Genomic DNA, 19,116 nt, shown 5'->3' with positions numbered 1-19,116 from the left:
AATCATAACCACCCGTGAAACGGGTGGTTTGTTCTTCGGCTAAAAGCCGATAAGAGAAGCCAGCGTCTCAAGGCGCTGGCTTTTCCTTCGTCCAAGCCAAAATGCTCTGACTACTTCGCTACTGCTTTAAGCAGTGTTAGTATTACTTCACCTTACCCTTAAAAGGGTCCGAGTATTCTATCGTTGTTAATTTATCGACTACCATATCATGTTTCTCTTGATCACGAATATATTTCTTGATGGTGGACTCATTTAATCCTACTGTGCTGACATAATAACCTTCTGCCCAAAAATGTCGATTGCCAAATTTATACTTTAAATTGGCATGATGATCAAACATCATCAATGCACTTTTTCCTTTCAAATATCCCATAAATTGCGAAACGCTTAACTTCGGTGGAATACTTACTAATAAGTGAACATGATCAGGCATCAAATGTCCTTCAATAATCTTTACTCCTTTATACTGACATAGTAATCTAATATAATCTCGTAAATCTTTCCGATATTGATTGTAAATTATTTTCCGTCTATACTTTGGAATGAATACGATGTGATACTTACATAACCACTTCGTATGGGCTAAACTATTTAGTTTATTAGCCATATTAATTAAACCTCTTTTCCCTTATTTGATTTTGGCTTGAACACCTACATCTTAAGGCAAAAGAGGTCTTTATTTATATAATCTTATCCCCCACCCGCAAAGCAGGTGGTTTTTTGTTTCGCATACTCACTCCGTTCGCATGCTCAACTAGGCCTAAAGGCATTAATAATAAGGTCCAAAGCTCAATCTTTGAACTTTGGACCTTTAATTTACTTATTATTTAACTAGAGCTTTTCAATTTCCCTTTGATAACTTGCAAGTGTCACCGGATCAAAGCATACTATTTTAACTTCATCAATAACTTGACTATCCCTCAAAAAATTATGGATTGTCGTAACCGCAATGTGCGCAGCTCGCTCCAATGGAAATGCGTATACTCCAGTACTAATTGAAGGAAAAGCGATGGTATGACAATTATTTTCTTCAGCTAATTTAAGGCTATTCCGGTAAGAATTAGCTAACAGCTCATCTTCACCATGATTGCCATCTCGCCAAATTGGCCCAGGAGTGTGAATAACGTACTCTGCAGGCAAGCGAAAGCCATGGGTAATTCGCGCTTCACCAGTTGGGCAACCATGAAATTTCAAACAAGCAGCGTACAATCCTGAGCCCGCTGCTCGATGGATTGCACCATCAACGCCGCCACCACCAAGTAACGTTGTGTTAGCAGCATTAACGATTGCATCAACGTGGACTTTAGTAATATCACCTTGAATTGCTTTAAGCCGGTTCATCTATTTCCCTCCTTATAATTACTATCTTTTGTAATTATAAGGCAAATTGAAAGTAAACGTCACTCTTCTAACTCCCGCAAAATAACCTCAGTGCTTATAAATAAATCCTAAAGCGTTAAAAATATTCCTTTTCTGCTCCTGAAATTATGAATAAAATGTAAACGAGCAAGTTAATGATAGTGAAAATGATCATTACACTAATTTTCCTCATTATTAGGGAATCAGGGATGGTTCTTGGCGGTAATTATCAATCATTTTGTTAAGTTCCGTTATTCCTTCACTAATATTAAATTAATTTCCCGGGAAATAATTCTTGATACTAAAATCTAGATACTCCCAGTAATTGTTACGCTAAGGGATCATTGCGATCAAAAACACCACTTATCTTAGATGATGAGACAAGCGGTGTTTGTGTCTGTTTTAAATTAGGTATGGGTAAGGCGACACAGTCAAAACGTGCTCGCCAAGGACTTGCTTGAGCTAGTGATTCCTAGACAACACAGTCGAAATCGTTAGCTCGAGGGAGTTTTTTTACGGCTTCGCACTCTCCTTACCATATATTCACCCTATCCTCAGGCTTCTTAAACATGGGATCACCGGATTGGATGTTAAAGGCGGTATAGAAATCATCAAGGTTTTCGGCTTGGATGTTGGCACGAAGCTTTTGTGGAGCGTGAACATCAATGGAAAGCAATAGTTGTTCATACTGCTTTGTAGCTTTCATCCGCCAAATAGTTGCCCAGTTGATAAAGAATTCCTTAGCATTAAAGTCATCTTCTTGCTTAGCGGCTTCAAGAGCACAACTCAGGCCACCAGCATCAGCAATATTTTCGGAAACAGTTAGCTTGCCGTTGACCTTTTGACCAGCGAACTCGATTCCGTCAAATTCTTTAATCATCTTTTGAGCCAATTGCTTGAAGTGAGCAGAATCTTCATCAGTCCACCAGTTATTTAAATTCCCCAGTTCATCGAACAAGGCACCGTTGTTATCAAAGGCATGAGAGATTTCGTGAGCAATTACGGCTCCAATCCCTCCATAGTTTTCACTACTACTTTGTTTCAATGAGTAAAATGGCGCCTGCAAAATTGCGGCTGGGAAAACGATAATATTCTTAAATGGATGGTAATAAGCATTCACGGTTGCCGCACTCATTTCCCAACGCATCCGGTCAACAGGCTTATTCCACCGGCCAAACATTTCACGATTAGCCACAATGTTAGCTTGATTCAAGTTAGCAATTAGTGATTCACCTTCATCAATCTTGATCTTATCGTAAAGTGCCGGAATCTTATCAGGATAACCAACTTGAATACCAAGCTTATCTAACTTTAGGATTGCCTTATCGCGGGTCGCTTTACTCAACCAGTCATTGTTAGCTAAACGGTCCTTGTAAACTTTAATCATCTGTTCAACCATGTGGTGAACATCATCCTTAGCTTGTGGGCCAAAGTACTTCTTTCCGTAGTAGTCACCCATTACTTGACTAAAGACGTCCCGGGCAAGGTAATAAGCAAACTTTCGTTGGTTAACCGGCTTCTTACTACCAGAAAGGGCACGACTGTAACGACCGTTAATTTCACGCATCTCATCATCAAGGTAGCTTGCATTAGCCCGAATAACATTAATTAGTGCCCAGCTCTTAAATAATTCAAAGTGATCTTTCAAAATCCCGTCTAAAGCCTTAAAATATTCCGGCTCAGTAACAATTACCTTTTCAGGGGTTGTTCCCACTAACCGCTTAATCACATCAGCCAAATCAAGTTGATCCGTTGAACTAGCTAGTTCATCCACAGTTTGTGGGTTGTACATTTTACTGTAGTCAGCTGCTTCTTCCGCACTTTTGACGTTCGGTGCAAGAAGGGCATCAAACTTTTTGGCGTTTTCAATATGCTTTGCGGCTTCATCTTTATCGTAGCCAAGCTTATCCATTAATGCAGCAACCATTGAGGACCACAATTCTAGAAGCTGATCGTGTTGTTCCTTCTTCTCTTCCTCATAGTAACTCTTATCTGGAAGAATTAGGGATGGTGCCGCAGCAAAGAGCGCATAAACAGTTGCATTCTTCATATCAGCATCAATGTCAAAAGCGACTGGCGATGGCATCCCCGCCATAATCCAGTTCCGCCATTGCCCCTGGTACTCATCGTATGACTTTAATTTTTCAACACCGGTCAGCAGCCGCTTTAGTGGTCGTGGGCCAACCTTTTTCCGGAAGTCAAACTTCTTCGCAATTCGGTACAACTTTACCATTTCATTGAACCGTGGATCGTCACTCTTCTCCTTGCCTTCCGCGTAAGCATCGAGATCATCCATCAGCTGCTTATCGATTTCATCTACCAAATCGTTAAAGCCACCAGTAGCCGGTTTATCATCAGGAATTTTAGCAGTCTTTAGCCATTCCCCATTAACCGCATCGTACAGGTCTTTTTTTATTTCTTGTTCGTTCACTGTCACGCTCTTCATCCTCCTTATTAATCATAATTTCATTATACTATTTTTAATTAGGTACTAACCATTAAACGGCTTCAAGAGTTCGTGTCGTGCAGCAGCACTGAACCATTGAGAATGCTGGCTCAGTAACTGTCCAACTGCCTGATAATCATCAAGATTAACATTGCCAACTATCAGGTGGTGTTGTTGTAGTTGACGAGCTAACGTTACATCTGCCCCAGTAACCCGGTCCCGAAAAAGCATCTGGTTACCTAAATTCCAATCAACATTGAGGAGTTTTAATGCACGTTGATACTCTTTTGAATGAGTTAAAATTTGTTTCATTACTGTTGGTTTTAATAATTCGGTCATTCTGTTCCCTTCTTTAAACTAAAAATACGACCGACTGGATGGTGAATAGATAAATCTGTTGTCGCTCCTGTTAACAGCCAATCAACATGTCGAAAATTATACGTATTAACACTCTCCTCACCCCAGCCATCAGTCATAATTAAAACTAATGAATTAGTAGGGTTTACATTTTGCGCGTGAAGAAAGTCAAAAATACACTGGAAACTTGTTCCGCCTCCGCCAATTCGTTGAAACTTAACCCGTCTTCCATTCGCAATTTTCTGTCGCTGTTCAGAATGAATTCGGGCATCAAACGGGTAAACTTCTAAGGGAAGGCGAGCATTACTTGCTAAATAGCTAACTTGGTTCAATGCCACGGTTAGTTCTTCATCGGTTATCGATCCCGAATTATCAATAAAGGCCAATATTCGCGGTACTAATCGGCTAACAGTCCCGGGAAGCTCCATTCGCCAAGGCTGGCGCCGATTGAAACGATATGCTGCCTCCTCTTTTCCCGCTGCCATTACTCCTAATTGTCTACTCACTAACCTTCGCCAGTTAAGGGCCGCTTGAGCCGAGTTGGTGGCGGTTAATCGGGCAATTAGATCACCAGGAAGTAAGCCCCGATCCTTCTTGGGAGTATTAAGCCAGGCTTGGTGCAGGATCTTCTTTAATTGAGCTATTCGAGTTTGCTGGCTACCTGCCATAATCTGATTGTTACTCAGTTGCCATCCCCGGTGCGTTTCTTGAACCAGTTTCGTTGGCTTACTTTTTTGTGTCTGTTGATTATCTCCCGCTCTCCTGCCTAATAATTTTCTCTTATCCTTTTCCGCTAGACTTCGTAAGAGTTGCAGATAAACGCTTGAGTCTTGGTACGGGGGAACTTGTTGCTGAAGGCAACGCTGCAGTTTACCCAAAGTCATTGTTTCCCGTGGAACTTCTGGCAAATACTGGTTAACTGCAATATCAGTCGCCAATCGAACCAATTCGGGTGTTGGTGAATCTGCATAACGCAACGGGTGCTCCCATAAGAGATGAAGTGCTTCGTGCTCCAGCAAGACGACTAACTCATCGCTCCTTAAACTAGCAATCTTCTCTGGAACAACCCTTAACTCAATTCGATCATTATGCCAAAACAAGCCAAGGATTGCGTCCTGATCCCGATACTGAACAATCTGCCGGGGAAGCTGAAGAAGCACTTCTCCTAAAATTCGCTGACTTTGTAAAACCTGGATGACTGCCTGGTTCAAAACACGCTGAGCTAGTTCGCTATCTTGCGGATTTTTCTCTAATTGTTCCAGCATTTTTACTAACTGGTTCATTCGTCCTTATCTCCATACGTTGCTATTTGGGCACTCGTTTCATATAGTTCAGCAACCGCTCCCGTAGGATTCTCTTTAGCAGCACTGTACATCTTATTCAGCAATTCATCATTCTCGCCAACTTGCCGTACAAGGGCATACTGGCCATCTGGACTAATATCCGCTAAGTAGGCGCTAAAATTCGTGGCTCCATCATTCTTGGCTAATGTCTCTGGATATTTTTCAAGCCATTCACGTAAAAGTGATAGTTTATCTGCTTCCTCAAGTTGTTGAAATTCCTCTTCCAGATCTATCCGTCCGATCATGTCATTTACTTGCAGACGAATCCCATGTGCCTGGACGAATTCAGCGAACGAAACGCCAATTTCCGTCCCTAAATCTCCACTAAATAGATCAGGAGCTAACTGTTCCTGGACCTCCCTAGGAAATTCCTGTAATTGGTCAAGGTCCTTTGAAACCCGTTCCCAAGCTCGCGGTGTTGGATTCAGATCAAGATTAAATTGGTGCGACTGAATTAACCGACTTGGGTAGCGGGTTAGGTAGTCAATTACTAATGGGTTAATGTTTGAGCGACCTCCCTGCCTTAGTGGCTTTTTGGCCCAGGCCAACCATTCACTAGTTGAACTAGTCATTACTAGCCGAACTGTCCGGTCCTTGATTGCAGCATCACCCGTTGAAACTGCGTATTCACTATTTTCGAAGCCCTCCATGGTATTGTCCGGATTTTCGGCAATCACGATCTTAACTGTCTCCGGAAGACGCAAACTGTTAATTTGCCGTTGGAGGACCAGGTTCATTAATTCGCTTTGAACGGCCTGGGGACCACGGTTAAACTCGTCAAGGAACCAAATGATTTTCTTTTGGGGATTCTCTTCAGAATAGCGAATGATTGAAATTAGTGTTTCAGAATACCCGAACTGAACATTTGCCAAGCGTCCATGATTTTTGGTTTCAACAAATGAATCGCTAGTTAATGGTGGAACTGGAATTGCAAGATCTCCCTTTTCACTTAGGCTCACCACCGTCGTAAACAACTTTGCATTCATTTTCTTCGCAACTTCTTCAACTAGGGCGGTCTTCCCTAATCCAGCTTCCCCAACAATGCTAGGAACATTGCCGGCACGCAAAACTAAAGGGACCGTAATCAGGAGCTGTTGATATGTCAGGGCCAAAGTTATCCCTCCCATCCATAGTCTTCTAGGTTCATTTCTCGTTTGCGTAGCCCGGAAACATAGGGGTTTCCTTTGACATAGAAGCGGTATGGTTTTCGTCCATCTTTACCCTTTAAGTTCACTCCAATCCGGCTTCCCGTAACGATTTCTCGCGGTTTCTTACCAGATGTAATATCAATTGTCAGTGGGCTTGTTTCTAGTGGCTTTCCGTCAAGTTCTCGAGAATGAATTCCTAATGCTTGAACTAGTTTAGCCGGACCATTGCTAACATTAAAACTATTCATTCCCCGGTTAGTTGCCATCTGTTCCTGGTTAACAGTTGGCTCCAATCCCCGAATAAGCACTCCCTGTGGCTCTTCCGCATCTTGGACAACCACATCAAAGCAATAGTGCCCACGGATTTGGTAAATATAAATATTTCCCGGGTTACCATATAGTGATTCGGAATAATTTGTCCGGCGTCCGTTAAATGCATGTGAAGCGGAATCATTTTCACCAAGATAGGCCTCGGTTTCAACAATCAGCCCACCAGTCTTCGTCCCGTCAGAATTGGTATAAACGATCTGCTTTCCTAGTAACGATTGGGCGATTTCCTCAGTTGGTCGACCAGTAAAAAACTGCTGATATTTTGTTAACATCCTTGATTCCTCCTCAACTTGTACTATTCTAAAAGTATCACTAATTTAAGGGGGATTCACTAAAATGGAACTAAAGTTAGAAAGAATTTATACAAAGCCTGCAGACCTAGATGGTTATCGAATTCTTATCGATCGGATCTGGCCCCGTGGAATTTCAAAAGAAAAGGCTCATCTGGACCGCTGGATGAAGGAAGTTGCCCCAAGCAACGATCTTCGAAAATGGTATGGTCACGATGTTGCTCGTTTCCCAGAATTTAAGGAACGCTATCTCAGTGAAATTGCGGCTACCCCTTCTTACTACAACACTCTCCGGGCAATTGTTCAGGAAGAGTTACAGTCACAAAACGTGATCCTCCTTTACGGGGCCAAAGACGAAGAACATAACCAAGCAGTAATCCTTGCAGATAAACTGGCTACTGACTTAGGCGTTAAGGTTCACGCAATTAAGTAACTTAAAAACTTCTTCAGTTTTGCTTCTATATTGACACCACGCCACTTGTCTAAGTAATATTTAAACTGTTCATAAAAACTTTTAATGTTAATTCAATTAATATAGAAAGGGTTATACCGTATGAAAAAGTTCTTTACAGTTCTTGGTGGAATGGGGACATTAGCCACCGAAAGTTATGTCCGAATTCTTAATCAACGAACACCAACACACCGCGATCAAGATTACTTAGACTATATCGTTGTCAATCATGCTACGATACCAGATCGAACAAGTCGAATTCTTGATCCCAATAAACCTAATCCAGCAACGGACTTAATTGAAGACGTCAAGCAACAAAGTCTTCTTAATCCCGAATTCTTTGTTTTAACTTGTAATGCAGCTCACTATTTTTATTCTGAAGTACAAGCAGCTACCAACATTCCAATTCTTAATATGCTTCAAGAAACGGTTAACGAAATCAAACGATTAACCCCTGATGCAAAGCGGGTCGGTATTTTAGGCTCAGATGGAACTATCAAGGCTGGGGTTTATGATTCCTACATTAAAGATGCTGGTTATGAAGAGATTAAACCTACCCCAGAAATTCAGGAACTAACTAGGGATCTAATCTATCATGATATCAAAGAGAGTGGCCATTCCAATGGAGAAAAGTTCCATGAGATCATAAGAAAAATGATTGAGGAAGAACACTGTGATATCGTTATTCTTGGTTGTACTGAGCTTTCATATGCTAATGAAATGGATCCAGAAACTAAATACCCAGTTGCAGATTCCCAATCAATTATTGTCGATCGAACTCTTGAACGTGCATTAAAATACCAGAAAGATAGAAAATAATTTTTTGCACTATCGATTCACTAATTGAATATATTAAAATCAGTATTGTATTAACTGTTTTCATATGATATTTTAAAAATACTTATTATGAATAATCGCTCAGTGGACAGCGAGCGACAAATAAAAGCTGGATTGAGACAATTTATTTTGTCTGATCCAGCTTTTTCTTTACTGAAAGGAAGGATACCAATGAAATTTGAAATTACCAGTGATATCTTTGAAAAACTCCCCAATATGTACATTGGCGTTGTGATTGCTGACAACATCGATAATCACCAAGAATACCCTGAAGTCGCGAAACTTTTGGACGAAAACATGACGCAAGCAAAGGCGCGGTTCCAAGACGTGAATGTAAAACAGGATCCCCAGATAATCCCTTACCGTGAAGCGTTTCGAAAGATCGGCATTAACCCCAACCGTTACCCATGTTCAGTTGAAGCGCTTTTCAAACGTCTTTCTAAAGGAAAGGATCTCCCACACATTAATCCTCTCGTCGATCTTAATAACGCCATTTCAATGAAATACACGGTTCCAATGGGGACCCATACCTTAGATGAAGCACAAGCCGATATTCAGATGCGCTTAGCTGAGCCTGGTGATTCCTTTGAAGCCCTGGGAAGCGACAAGATTGAAGCTCCTGAAGAGGGTGAAGTTGTCTATGCCGTTGGCCATGAAGTCCGAACTAGACGCTGGACCTGGCGGCAAAGTAAGTTTGGGATGATTACCCCAGATACAAAAACTGTTTTCTTCCCGATCGATGGTTTCAGTGACTTTAATCAGGAACAAGTCGATCAGGCAGCCCAAGAGCTTGAAGAAAAGCTGCAAAATATTTTCCATTGCCAAACAAAGCGTGGGACCGTTGATCAAGATCATCCTGTTTTTGAATGGTAAAAAGGATTAAAATGGTAAAAATGTTAATAGGGGGGGAAGTATGTAATGGCACAAATCTCAATTCGCCGTTCAGTAAATAGCGATCTAGACCGAATCATGGAAATCGTGGATAGCGCTAAAGAATTGTTAAAAAAAGATGGTAGTCCACAATGGCAAGACGGTCATCCTAATCGAGAAATGTTTGCAAACGATATTAAAAATCAGACTAATTGGGTATTAACCGTTGGAAATGAAATTGCTGGGACTGCCACCCTTCAATTCGCTCCAGAGCCAGCCTATTCTGAAATAACAGATGGAACCTGGAACGTAACTGACCAACCGTATGCGACAATTCACCGAGTAGCAATTTCTAATAATTTTCGTGGACAGCATTTAAGTAGGTATTTATTTTCTAACCTAATCTCAATGGGACAAATTCAGGGAATTAAGAACTTCCGGATTGATACCTATCCAAAAAATGTCCGGATGCAACGTCTTGCCGAAAGTTTCGGCTTCGCTAAACGCGGCCAAATTTTAGTTAACGATAAGATCGATCCACACCGAATTGCCTTCGAATTAAATATCAATAACTAGAAAAACAGGTTCTGATGATTATTTAACTAGAATTATCAGAACCCATTCTAGTTTAGAAATTATTAGTCGAAAACTTTGCCATAAAATTCCAAATAAATAACTCTATACTTGTTTCCACATATACTTTTGAAAAATATACATCAGCCCGGCAATCGTCAATCCCATCATCAATAAGTAATCGACAATACTCCTCATCACTACCATGAGAAACACAATAGCAAATAACAACACATTGCACGATTTACCAAGTAACGATCGTTCTTGTCTGACTTTCGACCGTTTTAGCCAATATATTTTCTGGTTTATTCCGAGGAAAAACGGTTTCGTGTATTCTCCATAAATAAAAGAAATTAAGAAGATAATAATAATTCCCCACAGACAAAATTGGGTTACTGAGGAATCATAGTTTAGTTCTCCTGTTATCAAGAAGAATAACCCATACAGTATGGTAAATAATCCTTCCCTTGCTCTAAATACCCTTTCAGTTGACCATCACTCTTTAGTAACGAATCAACCGAAATCTTATACTCATCACTAATCTTTACTAACATATTAAAGTCAGGGTAGATTTTACCCTGCTCCCAGTTCGAGATTGTCTGTCGTGTTACGAATAACCTATTAGCAATGTCAGTTTGGGTTAAGCCGAGTTTTTCTCGTCGTTCCCGTAACTGTGTACCAAAATTCATAATTCATTTTCTCCTTCTTCAAATAAGCTGAAGTAAGTATATTAGGCCAAGGTAATTACTGACAAGCAAAGATTGTTTGCATTAGCGTCATGACAACGATTTAACTCCTATAATGCAACTCATTAATAAATTTTAAACTAAAAAAGAGGTACCCCGACTAGGTTATAGGATGGGTACCTCTTTTGTGCCCAAATTAAGGACACCTACATGAATGAACTTATTATAGCATGTGATCTAATTAACTAGCAATAGTTTTTTAGATTTTTTACTACCTAATTTTTCTTATTTCATCAAAGCTAACCCTTGCTTCAAAACAGCATCATCCACAAAGGTTGTCAAAAAACGCTGGAGTGGCGTTTCACTGTGGCGATCCTTAAATGCCATTGGTTCAGCCGCAATGATAACCGCCATCAGGTTATTTTCCGTTAACATTAATTGACCTGGTCGTTGGTACTTCCCTTTAGTGTGTTTCCCGGTTCGCCAAATATGAATCTTTGCGTTACCTTGCTGATCGAGTTTTAATTTGTATTTCCCGTTATCATCAGTTTCAACTGGAATACACGTAAACCGCTGTACTTCGTATTTTCCCTTTTTACTCACCGTTATCTTCCTCCGAACTTTTTGAACTACCCATATTTTACCTATCTTTATCTATAGATTCTACTCTGGTTATTTCACACCGGTCTTCAGTAAAAAGTGCTAAGCTAAAGGTAGCCTATCTATTCAGGAGGTTACTATTATGGCAGAAGATGCGATTACCGCTGAACAAATGCGGCACTATGATTCATACACAATTAACACAATCGGGATCCCGTCATTAGTATTGATGGAACGGGCAGCCTTAGCAGTTCGGGATGAGATTTTAAACGCATTCCCACTCAACCTGCAAAATGTTGTCGTTGTCGCTGGAAGTGGAAATAATGGTGGCGATGGACTCGACATTGCCCGTCTCCTTTATATTGCCGGTGTAAAAGTCACTATTCTTAATGTCGGCAATCTCGAACACGCTTCAGAAGAGCACAAAGTTCAGGACCACATCTGCCAATACTACAAAATTCCCCAAACTACAGATCTTAATGTTCTCAACGATGCATCGCTAATTGTCGATGCCATCTTCGGAATTGGAATTGACCGGCCGGTTGAAGGAAGTTATGCTGATGTAATCCGCGCTATCAATGATCGAAATGCCGTAGTTGTCGCTGTTGATATGCCATCAGGAATTAATACCGATACCGGTGAAATAATGGGTGTCGCTGTTAAAGCAACTGCAACTGTTACCTTTGCCTTGAATAAGATCGGTTTAACTAAAGGTAATGGTGAGGACTATGCTGGTCGGGTTGTAGTCGCTAGCGATATGGGAACTTACCCAGTAAAGGACTAATCATTTATTTTCCTTCTCCAAGTCGTTATAGTAACATTTTTCTTTCATTAATATTATTATATTAATGAAAGGTATGACGCTATAGTCCGAATTGGAGGTAATGAAATGTCAGAATTAACAACTAAATTATTTCTCGATATTAAGGAATTTGAAAAGTACCAAGAAATGTTAAAGTGCCAAGTTCACATCGATGAAGAACGCCATGGTGAATACTGCTTACCTGGATACCCAGATCGGCATAATTTCCACCATCTTCTTCGGATCCTTCGTGATCATAAGGATGGCCTTACTAGTGATCAATTAATCTTTGACTATGATTTCCGTCCAAGTGAATTGGATGATGCCACAAGTGCTCTAGTTAATAATAATCTCGCAACAACTACAACCGATAACGATAAGTATCGAATTCACTTAACCGATGAAGGAATTGAGGTTGCCCATAAGCTCCTCACCCGTCGTGAAAAGATTGCTGAAGCAGTTTACCGTTCTTTGAGTGAGAATGAACAACGTGATCTTGACCGGATCATTAATATTCTTCTCGAAGACTACAAGAATCGTGATGTTAACTACACTGGCTTAAATGCCATTTGTAATTGTAAATAAACTAAATTTCCCCAGAGCTTTACATTGGCTCTGGGGATTTTTTGTCTAGAATTTTATTTTACCCTATCCACGATTTAGACTACACTTAATCTAACAACACAATAATTTTGGAGGGATGGACATGAAGAAGTATGATGAGATTTTAATTGGTTCTGGTCCAGCGGCATACAAGATGTCAAATCTACTAGCAAAGACGAAACATAAGGTTCTTGTTATTGAAGGTTTCGAATACGGAGGAACCTGTCCTAATTATGGTTGTGAACCAAAGATCTTCCTTGAAGGCGCCGTCCGTCCCGTTCTTCAATCACAACAGCTCCTTGGTCATGGAATTAGTCAACCAGCAAAGCTCGAATGGAAATCATTAATGAAGACTAAACTTAACCGCTTTGATCCATGGCCAGCTGAAACCCGGGATATCATTAAGAAAAGTCATGATATAGAAGACGGCTATGCCAGTTTCATTGATAATAAAACGGTTAGCGTCAATGGTCACCAATATCAAGCAGACCATATCATTATCGCAACTGGCCAAACGCCTAACATTTTAGACATCCCCGGTAAAGAATACTTGCACACTAATTATGATCTCCTTTCACTAAAAGAACTTCCTAAACGAATTACGGTAATCGGTGCTGGATTCGTTGGTTTAGAGTTAGCAACACTAGTGGCAGCAGCTGGAGCTGAAGTTACAATAATCGTTCACTCCGATCGTGTCCTTCGTGAATTTACAAAGGCAGAAGATCAGGCTCTTGTTGAAGCAATGAAAGAACGCGGGATCAAGTTTAGTTTTAATACCGAGACACAAAAAATTAGCCAGCACGAAAAAGGACTCCTGATTACAACTAATCATAACGAAATAGAAACCGACTATGTCCTCGACGCAACCGGTCGGCATCCAAACATAGAAAAACTAGCATTAGAAAATACTAGTATTAAATATGATCGGCATGGGATTAAGGTTGATGATCACCTGATGACGTCAGTTAAAGGGATTTACGCAATTGGGGATGTTATTAGCCGAAAGCAACCAAAGTTAACTCCGGTTGCTGAATTTGAAGGGCAATATCTTTTTAACTACCTAACTGGTAAAACAAATCAAGAGATTGCTTATCCAACTATTGCTCAAGCAGCATTTACTTTTCCTGAAGTCGCACGTGCTGGAGTTAACCCTAATAAAATTAAAAGTAATCCACAATATAAAGTGAAGACAATCCCACTGAAATATAGTAGCCTTTACGCTGGCCAAAACGACAAAATTAGTACACTAACACTAGTTTTTAAAGGTCAACAATTAGTTGGTGCAAGTGAAATTGGAGATTATGCTGCTGACGATATTAATAACTTCTTACCAATTATTAGTTTAGCTATTACTGGCGCTGAGTATCGGCAAAAAGTGATGGCAATTTACCCCACTCTCGCTGATAAGGTTGGCGAACTACTACCATAGACCTCCTCTTTATTAAGAGAACCTTGTTGCACCTAATTATTATTTTTAAGTTAAATCTGTAAACTATCATGTAATACACTTGATTTTACTTAGGGTATCTCAGATAATTATTGCATGGTTTTAAATATAAACTGACTATTTACTATACTTATACTGTTAACATGGAGGAACCATTATGAGTAAGATTTTTGCTTTTAGTATCCGTAAAGATGAAGAACCATACTTAAAAGAATGGGCAACTGCCCACCCAGAAGTTGATGTAGATTATACCGATCAATTATTAACCCCCGAAACAGCAAAGTTAGCAAGGGGAGCTGACGGTGTAGTTGTCTACCAACAGCTAGATTACACTCCTGAAACACTTCAAGCTTTGGCCGACTTGGGGATTACCAAGATGTCATTACGTAACGTTGGGGTTGATAACATTGATATGGATAAGGCTAAGGAGTTAGGCTTTGAAATTACCAATGTTCCTGTCTACTCACCAAACGCTATTGCAGAACATGCTGCAATTCAGACAGCCCGAATTTTACGACAAACAAAACGGCTTGATGCTAAAATTGCTCATGGCGACCTTCGCTGGGCACCAACAATTGGGCGCGAAGTTCGCGATCAGACTGTTGGAGTTATTGGAACAGGTCATATTGGTCGCGTTTACATGCAAATCATGGAAGGCTTTGGTGCTAAAGTAATTGCCTACGATGTTTATAAGAATCCTGAATTAGACAAGAAGGGATACTATGTTGACTCATTAGACGAATTGTATAAGCAGGCCGACGTAATTTCTCTCCACGTTCCTGCAATGGACAGTAATTACCACATGATTAATGATGAAACCATTGCTGAAATGAAGGACAACGCGGTTCTCGTTAATGTTTCTCGAGGACCATTAGTGGATACCGCTGCAGTTGTCCGCGCACTTGATAGTGGCAAGCTATTTGGCTTTGTAATGGATACCTACGAAAACGAAGTCGGAATCTTTAACGAAGATTGGACTGGGAAGGACTTTCCTGATAAGGTCTTAAAAGACTTAATTGACCGGCCTAATGTTTTGGTAACTCCACACACTGCCTTTTACACTACTCATGCAGTCCGTAACATGGTAGTAAAGGCATTTGATAATAACCTCGCATTAGTAGAGGGCCAAACTCCAGAAACACCAGTTGAAGTAAAATAATTTTCTAAAACTAATAATTAAAGGGTGGGAAAACAGCTTGTTTTCCCACCCTTATTTTTTAACGCAAATACTTTGTTGGTTCAGCAACAAAGTCAGCAATTTTAATATTAACGGTATCTTTAGTGGCAGCGTTTTTTAATTGGAATTGTCCCTCCTCAACTTCACGCTCACCAAAGACAGCAAAGTATTTAGCATTACGCCGGAAAGCCTCCTTAATTTGCTTTCCAACCTTAACCCCACTGTAATCCTTATCAGCAACAACGCCCTTATCACGAATTTGGTTCAAAATCTTAAAAGCCAAGTCATCCCCATCCGCATTTGCGCTCGCAAAGAACACGTCTAGTTCATCTTGAGGGGCAAATTCTGGGTTCTCTTGTTGAAGGAGAAGCATTAACCGCTCAACACCCATTCCGAATCCAATTCCCCCCTCTTCGGGGCCACCAAGCTGGCTAATTAAGCCATTGTAACGACCACCTGCACAAACAGTTGTATAACCACCACCGAACACTGGAGAATCTGACATAATTTCAAAGATCGTATGGTTGTAGTAATCCAATCCTCGAACCATATTAGTGTCAATTTCGTATTCAATTCCTAATTCTTTTAAAAGGGTCTGCACTTGGTTAAAGTATTGTTGTGATTCATCGTCCAAGTAATCAAGAATAGATGGAGCTTGAGCAACAATCTTTTGGTCACCAGCATCCTTACTGTCTAATACGCGAAGTGGGTTCCGGTACATCCTTTCTTGGGAGTCAGAACTTAATTCATCGTAGTGTGGTTTCAGGAAGTTAATCAACGCATTCCGGTAATCTTCGCGAACCTGCTTATCACCCAAAGTATTAATCGTTAACTTAACATTGGGAACACCAAAACGTTTAAAAAGCTGCATTGCCATTGCAATAACTTCAACATCAATTTGTGGTGACTCATTATTTAATGCTTCAACCCCAATTTGGTGAAATTCACGCTGTCGCCCAGATTGTGGTCGTTCATAACGAAACATGGGTCCCATGTAGTAAACCTTGTATGGTTTTGGATATTCAGGACCGTAAAGCTTATTTTCAACGTATGCCCGAACAACTCCAGCAGTTCCTTCCGGACGCAGAGCAATATGGCGATCACCCTTATCATGGAAGTCATACATTTCCTTTTCAACGATATCTGAAGTATCACCAACATTTCGCGAAAAAACATTGTAGTCTTCAAACATTGGTGTCCGGATACCGCGATAGCCAAATTGATCGAAAACTTCACGGGCAACTCCTTCAACCTTTTCCCAGAGATTAGTGGTTCCTGGTAGTAAGTCTGCAGTTCCTTTTGGTTTTTGGTATTCCATACTGGTACTCCCTTCAAAATAAAGCGCCCTCCTAAGACATAGTGCCTTAGAGGGCGACTAGTAAATTAAATCGTCTCTCTATAATTAACAATTAAACTGAATTATTACTGATTATCCATGTGTGATTTTACCATAGCTAGCGGACTTTTGGTACCTTTCAACGTGCTTGCTGGTGATGAATATGAAATAATTTAATTCCGACAAACAATAGGGTGATCATCATCAGTCCATAAACAGAAAGAAATAGTTCCTGGTAATTACCATGTTCAATTACGTATCCTCCATATAATGGTCCAATTGCTCGCCCAACGGAGATAACAATATTGTAAAGTCCTTGATAGTGGCCGGCATTCTCAGCTCCAGTTAATTGAGTAATCCAGGCAGGTAGTCCGGCAAAGCTTAACGTTTCACCAATCGTTAGGATCACAAAATCAATTACAAATTCTGGTAAGTTTTTGGCAAAAATCAGAAAAAAAAACGAGCTAGCAAAGATCAATATTCCCACCACAATCTGCGTTGAAAGACGCATATGTGGACTTAATTTATTAACTAATGGCTGACCAATTATAATAATAATCCCGTTTAAAGTCCATAAAAGGCTATAGGCAAAAAACGGGATCCCCATATTCGTCATATGAACTGCCATGACACTCTCCCATAATGAATAACTAATGTGAATCGTCATCACATTAATCAGGATCAAAACCACTAAGGTAATGAACTTCGTGTGTCTCTTAATCTTTAGGTAAACCTCGGCTTGCCGTTGTTCTATGCTTTGCACTTCAATATTAAATGTAAACAGAACCATCAAAGTTAACCCGACATAAAAGAAAGCTGCAACACTAAAAACAAGGACAACACTAATTGGTAACAGAGCCCCAACCAAGAGCGTTCCTAAAACTACACCAACATTAAATGCCATGTAGACATAATTAAAAACAAAACGTGTCGGATGATCGGTAACAGCTGTCCCATAGGAATTAACGATCGTCATATTAATTCCGTCACCAAAGCTATTGATTATCATCAGCATTGCATACCAGGGCCACCTATGAATAAAAATTAAAAGAATAATTGGAAGTGTCGAAAAAATCGCTCCCAACAAAGCTGTTCGATATGAATTCCAATGATCAAACAACCAGCCTCCCATATAATTTCCAACCATCATTGCAACAGAAATTAACAACATTACTATTCCTGCTGTTGTTAGTGTTTGTCCCAAGTATTTATTAACATACATCGTCGTTAATGGCCAAATAAAGGCAGCCCCAGTATTATTTAACAAACTCGCTAAGGCAACCCATTTTAGCTTAACATTTTTTCTCATTCGTTCTTTTTTGACTCCTCAACGTTTTTAAACTACTTAATAAAAAGAAAGAGACCAGGTTAGTTTACTCCCAGCCTCATATTGTGTGTTTCTAGTAGTTAATGCTCAGCAACCATGTTTTCTTGTGGTACCCGAAGAAGGGTGTAACTAGATGCAACATGATTAGCACGAAGACTAAGACCATTTAGTGGCGTGTTCCGATAGTTTCCTATCATCTCAGCTGCAAATGCGTGTCCAGATTCATTATCAATCTTCTGAAGTTTCTGCTTATTCCACGGTAAATTCATCGCTTCAACAGGGATGAGTCGCTTTCCATCACTAATTGAACTAAAACGAGAACTAACTATATATTTAGAATCATTAGCCCAATAAGTATAGGAAACAATCATCTTCTTTCCTGCAACACTTCGTTTGGCAAGAACATAGTAATAATCGTTTCCTTGGTCGTGCAATTGTAACGGCTGATACTTTGTTGAGAGCCGTATTTGCTGGTGATCATTATAATTTACTGGTTGAAAGTGAAGATAGAGTAACCCCCCTAACCAAAAAATTGCTACTAAACTCATCACCACATACTGGATAAATAACTTACCATCAAACCGCTTTTTAGTTTTAGCAATTAGCATCAATTGCTTTACTCGAATATAGTGAATTACAAAGCCTAAAAATACAATTCCAAGGATCCACATCAACCAGCCTAGCCAGTTCCAACTCATAATTCTAATTCTCCATTTCTTCTCAATAGCTTTATATTGATTATCACACAAAATGCCGTCCTTGTCCGCTCATAATATCAAACTTAAATATTTATTCGATTTCAATTTTTCAAACTGTGATAAACTTAAGTTTGGCATCGAAGTAAAGATTGTTCTACAATATAAATAGTTAATCTTGTATTAGCCATGCTAATTGCAGTAAGGGGGAAATTTATTTCATGGATAATTTGAACGAAATTGCCCAAGAATTGATCAAATTTGAACGTGAACAAGACATGAACGATAACCAAGTTGCCTTTGGTAGCCATTTATCAGTTGAACGAATCCACGATATCAAATCTGGTAATAGTGACGCAACAGATGAAGAAGCAGAACTAATTGAACGGTTCATGCAAAGTAATAATAGCAGTACCGATTAATTTCAAAATTAATCGGT

Annotated in this window: 21 protein-coding genes; 9 read left to right on the top strand and 12 right to left on the bottom strand. The window is 39.9% G+C overall.

Annotation, left to right across the window (positions count from 1 at the left end):
• Window positions 1–142 precede the first annotated feature (142 nt).
• From tnpA to H5R64_RS02065, 7 genes are all read right to left on the bottom strand, one after another.
• The gene (tnpA, locus tag H5R64_RS02095) at window positions 143–607 is read right to left on the bottom strand and encodes an IS200/IS605 family transposase (RefSeq protein WP_182580307.1); all 465 of its coding nucleotides are present in this window, start codon (window positions 605–607) and stop codon (window positions 143–145) included.
• A gap of 224 nt (window positions 608–831) precedes the next feature.
• Window positions 832–1,341, bottom strand: a complete 510-nt coding sequence (locus H5R64_RS02090; protein WP_182580312.1) for an O-acetyl-ADP-ribose deacetylase — start codon at window positions 1,339–1,341, stop codon at window positions 832–834.
• Between the two features lie 550 nt (window positions 1,342–1,891).
• Entirely contained in the window at window positions 1,892–3,805 is a 1,914-nt protein-coding gene (locus H5R64_RS02085) for a M13 family metallopeptidase (protein WP_220476663.1), read from the bottom strand.
• Between the two features lie 45 nt (window positions 3,806–3,850).
• Window positions 3,851–4,144, bottom strand: a complete 294-nt coding sequence (locus tag H5R64_RS02080; protein WP_182580316.1) for a hypothetical protein — start codon at window positions 4,142–4,144, stop codon at window positions 3,851–3,853.
• Window positions 4,141–5,445 (bottom strand): vWA domain-containing protein, encoded by a 1,305-nt coding sequence (locus tag H5R64_RS02075; protein WP_182580318.1) that lies wholly within the window; start codon window positions 5,443–5,445, stop codon window positions 4,141–4,143. Before H5R64_RS02075 ends, H5R64_RS02080 begins: the two co-directional genes overlap by 4 nt.
• Window positions 5,442–6,617, bottom strand: coding sequence for an ATP-binding protein (locus tag H5R64_RS02070; protein WP_182580320.1), 1,176 nt, complete (start codon window positions 6,615–6,617; stop codon window positions 5,442–5,444). Before H5R64_RS02070 ends, H5R64_RS02075 begins: the two co-directional genes overlap by 4 nt.
• 2 nt (window positions 6,618–6,619) lie before the next feature.
• Complete coding sequence (locus tag H5R64_RS02065) at window positions 6,620–7,255, bottom strand: DNA-3-methyladenine glycosylase (RefSeq protein WP_182582637.1); 636 nt, start codon at window positions 7,253–7,255, stop codon at window positions 6,620–6,622.
• A gap of 64 nt (window positions 7,256–7,319) precedes the next feature.
• Here H5R64_RS02065 and H5R64_RS02060 point away from each other — a divergent pair, with 64 nt between their 5' ends.
• The 4 genes from H5R64_RS02060 to H5R64_RS02045 all read left to right on the top strand — a co-directional run bounded on the left by H5R64_RS02060 (window position 7,320) and on the right by H5R64_RS02045 (window position 10,007).
• Window positions 7,320–7,706, top strand: a complete 387-nt coding sequence (locus tag H5R64_RS02060) for a DUF488 domain-containing protein (RefSeq protein WP_182580324.1) — start codon at window positions 7,320–7,322, stop codon at window positions 7,704–7,706.
• Between the two features lie 120 nt (window positions 7,707–7,826).
• Entirely contained in the window at window positions 7,827–8,543 is a 717-nt protein-coding gene (locus tag H5R64_RS02055; protein WP_182580326.1) for an aspartate/glutamate racemase family protein, read from the top strand.
• A gap of 189 nt (window positions 8,544–8,732) precedes the next feature.
• Complete coding sequence (locus tag H5R64_RS02050) at window positions 8,733–9,434, top strand: B3/B4 domain-containing protein (RefSeq protein WP_182582635.1); 702 nt, start codon at window positions 8,733–8,735, stop codon at window positions 9,432–9,434.
• Between the two features lie 45 nt (window positions 9,435–9,479).
• The gene (locus H5R64_RS02045) at window positions 9,480–10,007 is read left to right on the top strand and encodes a GNAT family N-acetyltransferase (protein ID WP_182580330.1); all 528 of its coding nucleotides are present in this window, start codon (window positions 9,480–9,482) and stop codon (window positions 10,005–10,007) included.
• 422 nt (window positions 10,008–10,429) lie between these two features.
• Here the strand turns inward: H5R64_RS02045 and H5R64_RS08585 are convergent, their stop codons facing one another.
• Together H5R64_RS08585 and H5R64_RS02035 are read right to left on the bottom strand one after the other, a co-directional pair.
• A complete protein-coding gene (locus tag H5R64_RS08585) occupies window positions 10,430–10,693 on the bottom strand; it encodes a helix-turn-helix domain-containing protein (protein ID WP_231797895.1) in 264 nt (87 codons plus the stop codon).
• Between the two features lie 282 nt (window positions 10,694–10,975).
• Window positions 10,976–11,293, bottom strand: a complete 318-nt coding sequence (locus H5R64_RS02035) for a DUF7671 family protein (protein ID WP_182580332.1) — start codon at window positions 11,291–11,293, stop codon at window positions 10,976–10,978.
• 139 nt (window positions 11,294–11,432) lie between these two features.
• On the opposite strand from H5R64_RS02035, the gene H5R64_RS02030 reads away from it, so the two are divergent.
• From H5R64_RS02030 to H5R64_RS02015, 4 genes are all read left to right on the top strand, one after another.
• On the top strand, window positions 11,433–12,074 hold the full coding sequence (locus H5R64_RS02030) for an NAD(P)H-hydrate epimerase (RefSeq protein ID WP_182580334.1): 642 nt from the start codon (window positions 11,433–11,435) through the stop codon (window positions 12,072–12,074).
• 105 nt (window positions 12,075–12,179) lie between these two features.
• Window positions 12,180–12,677 (top strand): helix-turn-helix domain-containing protein, encoded by a 498-nt coding sequence (locus tag H5R64_RS02025; protein WP_182580336.1) that lies wholly within the window; start codon window positions 12,180–12,182, stop codon window positions 12,675–12,677.
• A 115-nt stretch (window positions 12,678–12,792) separates the two neighbouring features.
• The gene (locus tag H5R64_RS02020) at window positions 12,793–14,124 is read left to right on the top strand and encodes a dihydrolipoyl dehydrogenase family protein (RefSeq protein WP_182580338.1); all 1,332 of its coding nucleotides are present in this window, start codon (window positions 12,793–12,795) and stop codon (window positions 14,122–14,124) included.
• A 175-nt stretch (window positions 14,125–14,299) separates the two neighbouring features.
• Entirely contained in the window at window positions 14,300–15,301 is a 1,002-nt protein-coding gene (locus H5R64_RS02015) for a D-2-hydroxyacid dehydrogenase (protein WP_182582633.1), read from the top strand.
• A gap of 58 nt (window positions 15,302–15,359) precedes the next feature.
• On the opposite strand, the gene hisS is transcribed toward H5R64_RS02015, so the two are convergent.
• The 3 genes from hisS to H5R64_RS02000 all read right to left on the bottom strand — a co-directional run bounded on the left by hisS (window position 15,360) and on the right by H5R64_RS02000 (window position 18,680).
• Entirely contained in the window at window positions 15,360–16,637 is a 1,278-nt protein-coding gene (gene hisS, locus H5R64_RS02010) for a histidine--tRNA ligase (RefSeq protein WP_182580342.1), read from the bottom strand.
• 157 nt (window positions 16,638–16,794) lie between these two features.
• Entirely contained in the window at window positions 16,795–17,964 is a 1,170-nt protein-coding gene (locus H5R64_RS02005) for an MDR family MFS transporter (RefSeq protein WP_182580343.1), read from the bottom strand.
• A gap of 98 nt (window positions 17,965–18,062) precedes the next feature.
• Window positions 18,063–18,680 (bottom strand): LVIS_2131 family protein, encoded by a 618-nt coding sequence (locus H5R64_RS02000; protein ID WP_182582630.1) that lies wholly within the window; start codon window positions 18,678–18,680, stop codon window positions 18,063–18,065.
• 218 nt (window positions 18,681–18,898) lie between these two features.
• Between H5R64_RS02000 and H5R64_RS01995 the strand changes: the two genes are divergently transcribed.
• Window positions 18,899–19,099, top strand: a complete 201-nt coding sequence (locus tag H5R64_RS01995; protein ID WP_182580347.1) for an LBP_cg2779 family protein — start codon at window positions 18,899–18,901, stop codon at window positions 19,097–19,099.
• The last annotated feature ends 17 nt before the right edge of the window (window positions 19,100–19,116 follow it).

Origin of the sequence: Limosilactobacillus fastidiosus, assembly GCF_014145505.1 — a bacterium.
GTDB lineage: Bacteria > Bacillota > Bacilli > Lactobacillales > Lactobacillaceae > Limosilactobacillus > Limosilactobacillus fastidiosus.
This window is presented reverse-complemented; position numbering and strand designations above follow the sequence as displayed.

Bases quoted from the DNA above. Each gene is read 5' to 3' on its own strand.
- tnpA (WP_182580307.1), bottom strand. From the start codon at position 607: ATGGCTAATAAACTAAATAGTTTAGCCCATACGAAGTGGTTATGTAAG.
- H5R64_RS02090 (WP_182580312.1), bottom strand. From the start codon at position 1,341: ATGAACCGGCTTAAAGCAATTCAAGGTGATATTACTAAAGTCCACGTT.
- H5R64_RS02085 (WP_220476663.1), bottom strand. From the start codon at position 3,805: ATGAAGAGCGTGACAGTGAACGAACAAGAAATAAAAAAAGACCTGTAC.
- H5R64_RS02080 (WP_182580316.1), bottom strand. From the start codon at position 4,144: ATGACCGAATTATTAAAACCAACAGTAATGAAACAAATTTTAACTCAT.
- H5R64_RS02075 (WP_182580318.1), bottom strand. From the start codon at position 5,445: ATGAACCAGTTAGTAAAAATGCTGGAACAATTAGAGAAAAATCCGCAA.
- H5R64_RS02065 (WP_182582637.1), bottom strand. From the start codon at position 7,255: ATGTTAACAAAATATCAGCAGTTTTTTACTGGTCGACCAACTGAGGAA.
- H5R64_RS02060 (WP_182580324.1), top strand. From the start codon at position 7,320: ATGGAACTAAAGTTAGAAAGAATTTATACAAAGCCTGCAGACCTAGAT.
- H5R64_RS02055 (WP_182580326.1), top strand. From the start codon at position 7,827: ATGAAAAAGTTCTTTACAGTTCTTGGTGGAATGGGGACATTAGCCACC.
- H5R64_RS02050 (WP_182582635.1), top strand. From the start codon at position 8,733: ATGAAATTTGAAATTACCAGTGATATCTTTGAAAAACTCCCCAATATG.
- H5R64_RS02045 (WP_182580330.1), top strand. From the start codon at position 9,480: ATGGCACAAATCTCAATTCGCCGTTCAGTAAATAGCGATCTAGACCGA.
- H5R64_RS08585 (WP_231797895.1), bottom strand. From the start codon at position 10,693: ATGAATTTTGGTACACAGTTACGGGAACGACGAGAAAAACTCGGCTTA.
- H5R64_RS02030 (WP_182580334.1), top strand. From the start codon at position 11,433: ATGGCAGAAGATGCGATTACCGCTGAACAAATGCGGCACTATGATTCA.
- H5R64_RS02025 (WP_182580336.1), top strand. From the start codon at position 12,180: ATGTCAGAATTAACAACTAAATTATTTCTCGATATTAAGGAATTTGAA.
- H5R64_RS02020 (WP_182580338.1), top strand. From the start codon at position 12,793: ATGGACATGAAGAAGTATGATGAGATTTTAATTGGTTCTGGTCCAGCG.
- H5R64_RS02015 (WP_182582633.1), top strand. From the start codon at position 14,300: ATGAGTAAGATTTTTGCTTTTAGTATCCGTAAAGATGAAGAACCATAC.
- hisS (WP_182580342.1), bottom strand. From the start codon at position 16,637: ATGGAATACCAAAAACCAAAAGGAACTGCAGACTTACTACCAGGAACC.
- H5R64_RS02005 (WP_182580343.1), bottom strand. From the start codon at position 17,964: ATGAGAAAAAATGTTAAGCTAAAATGGGTTGCCTTAGCGAGTTTGTTA.
- H5R64_RS02000 (WP_182582630.1), bottom strand. From the start codon at position 18,680: ATGAGTTGGAACTGGCTAGGCTGGTTGATGTGGATCCTTGGAATTGTA.
- H5R64_RS01995 (WP_182580347.1), top strand. From the start codon at position 18,899: ATGGATAATTTGAACGAAATTGCCCAAGAATTGATCAAATTTGAACGT.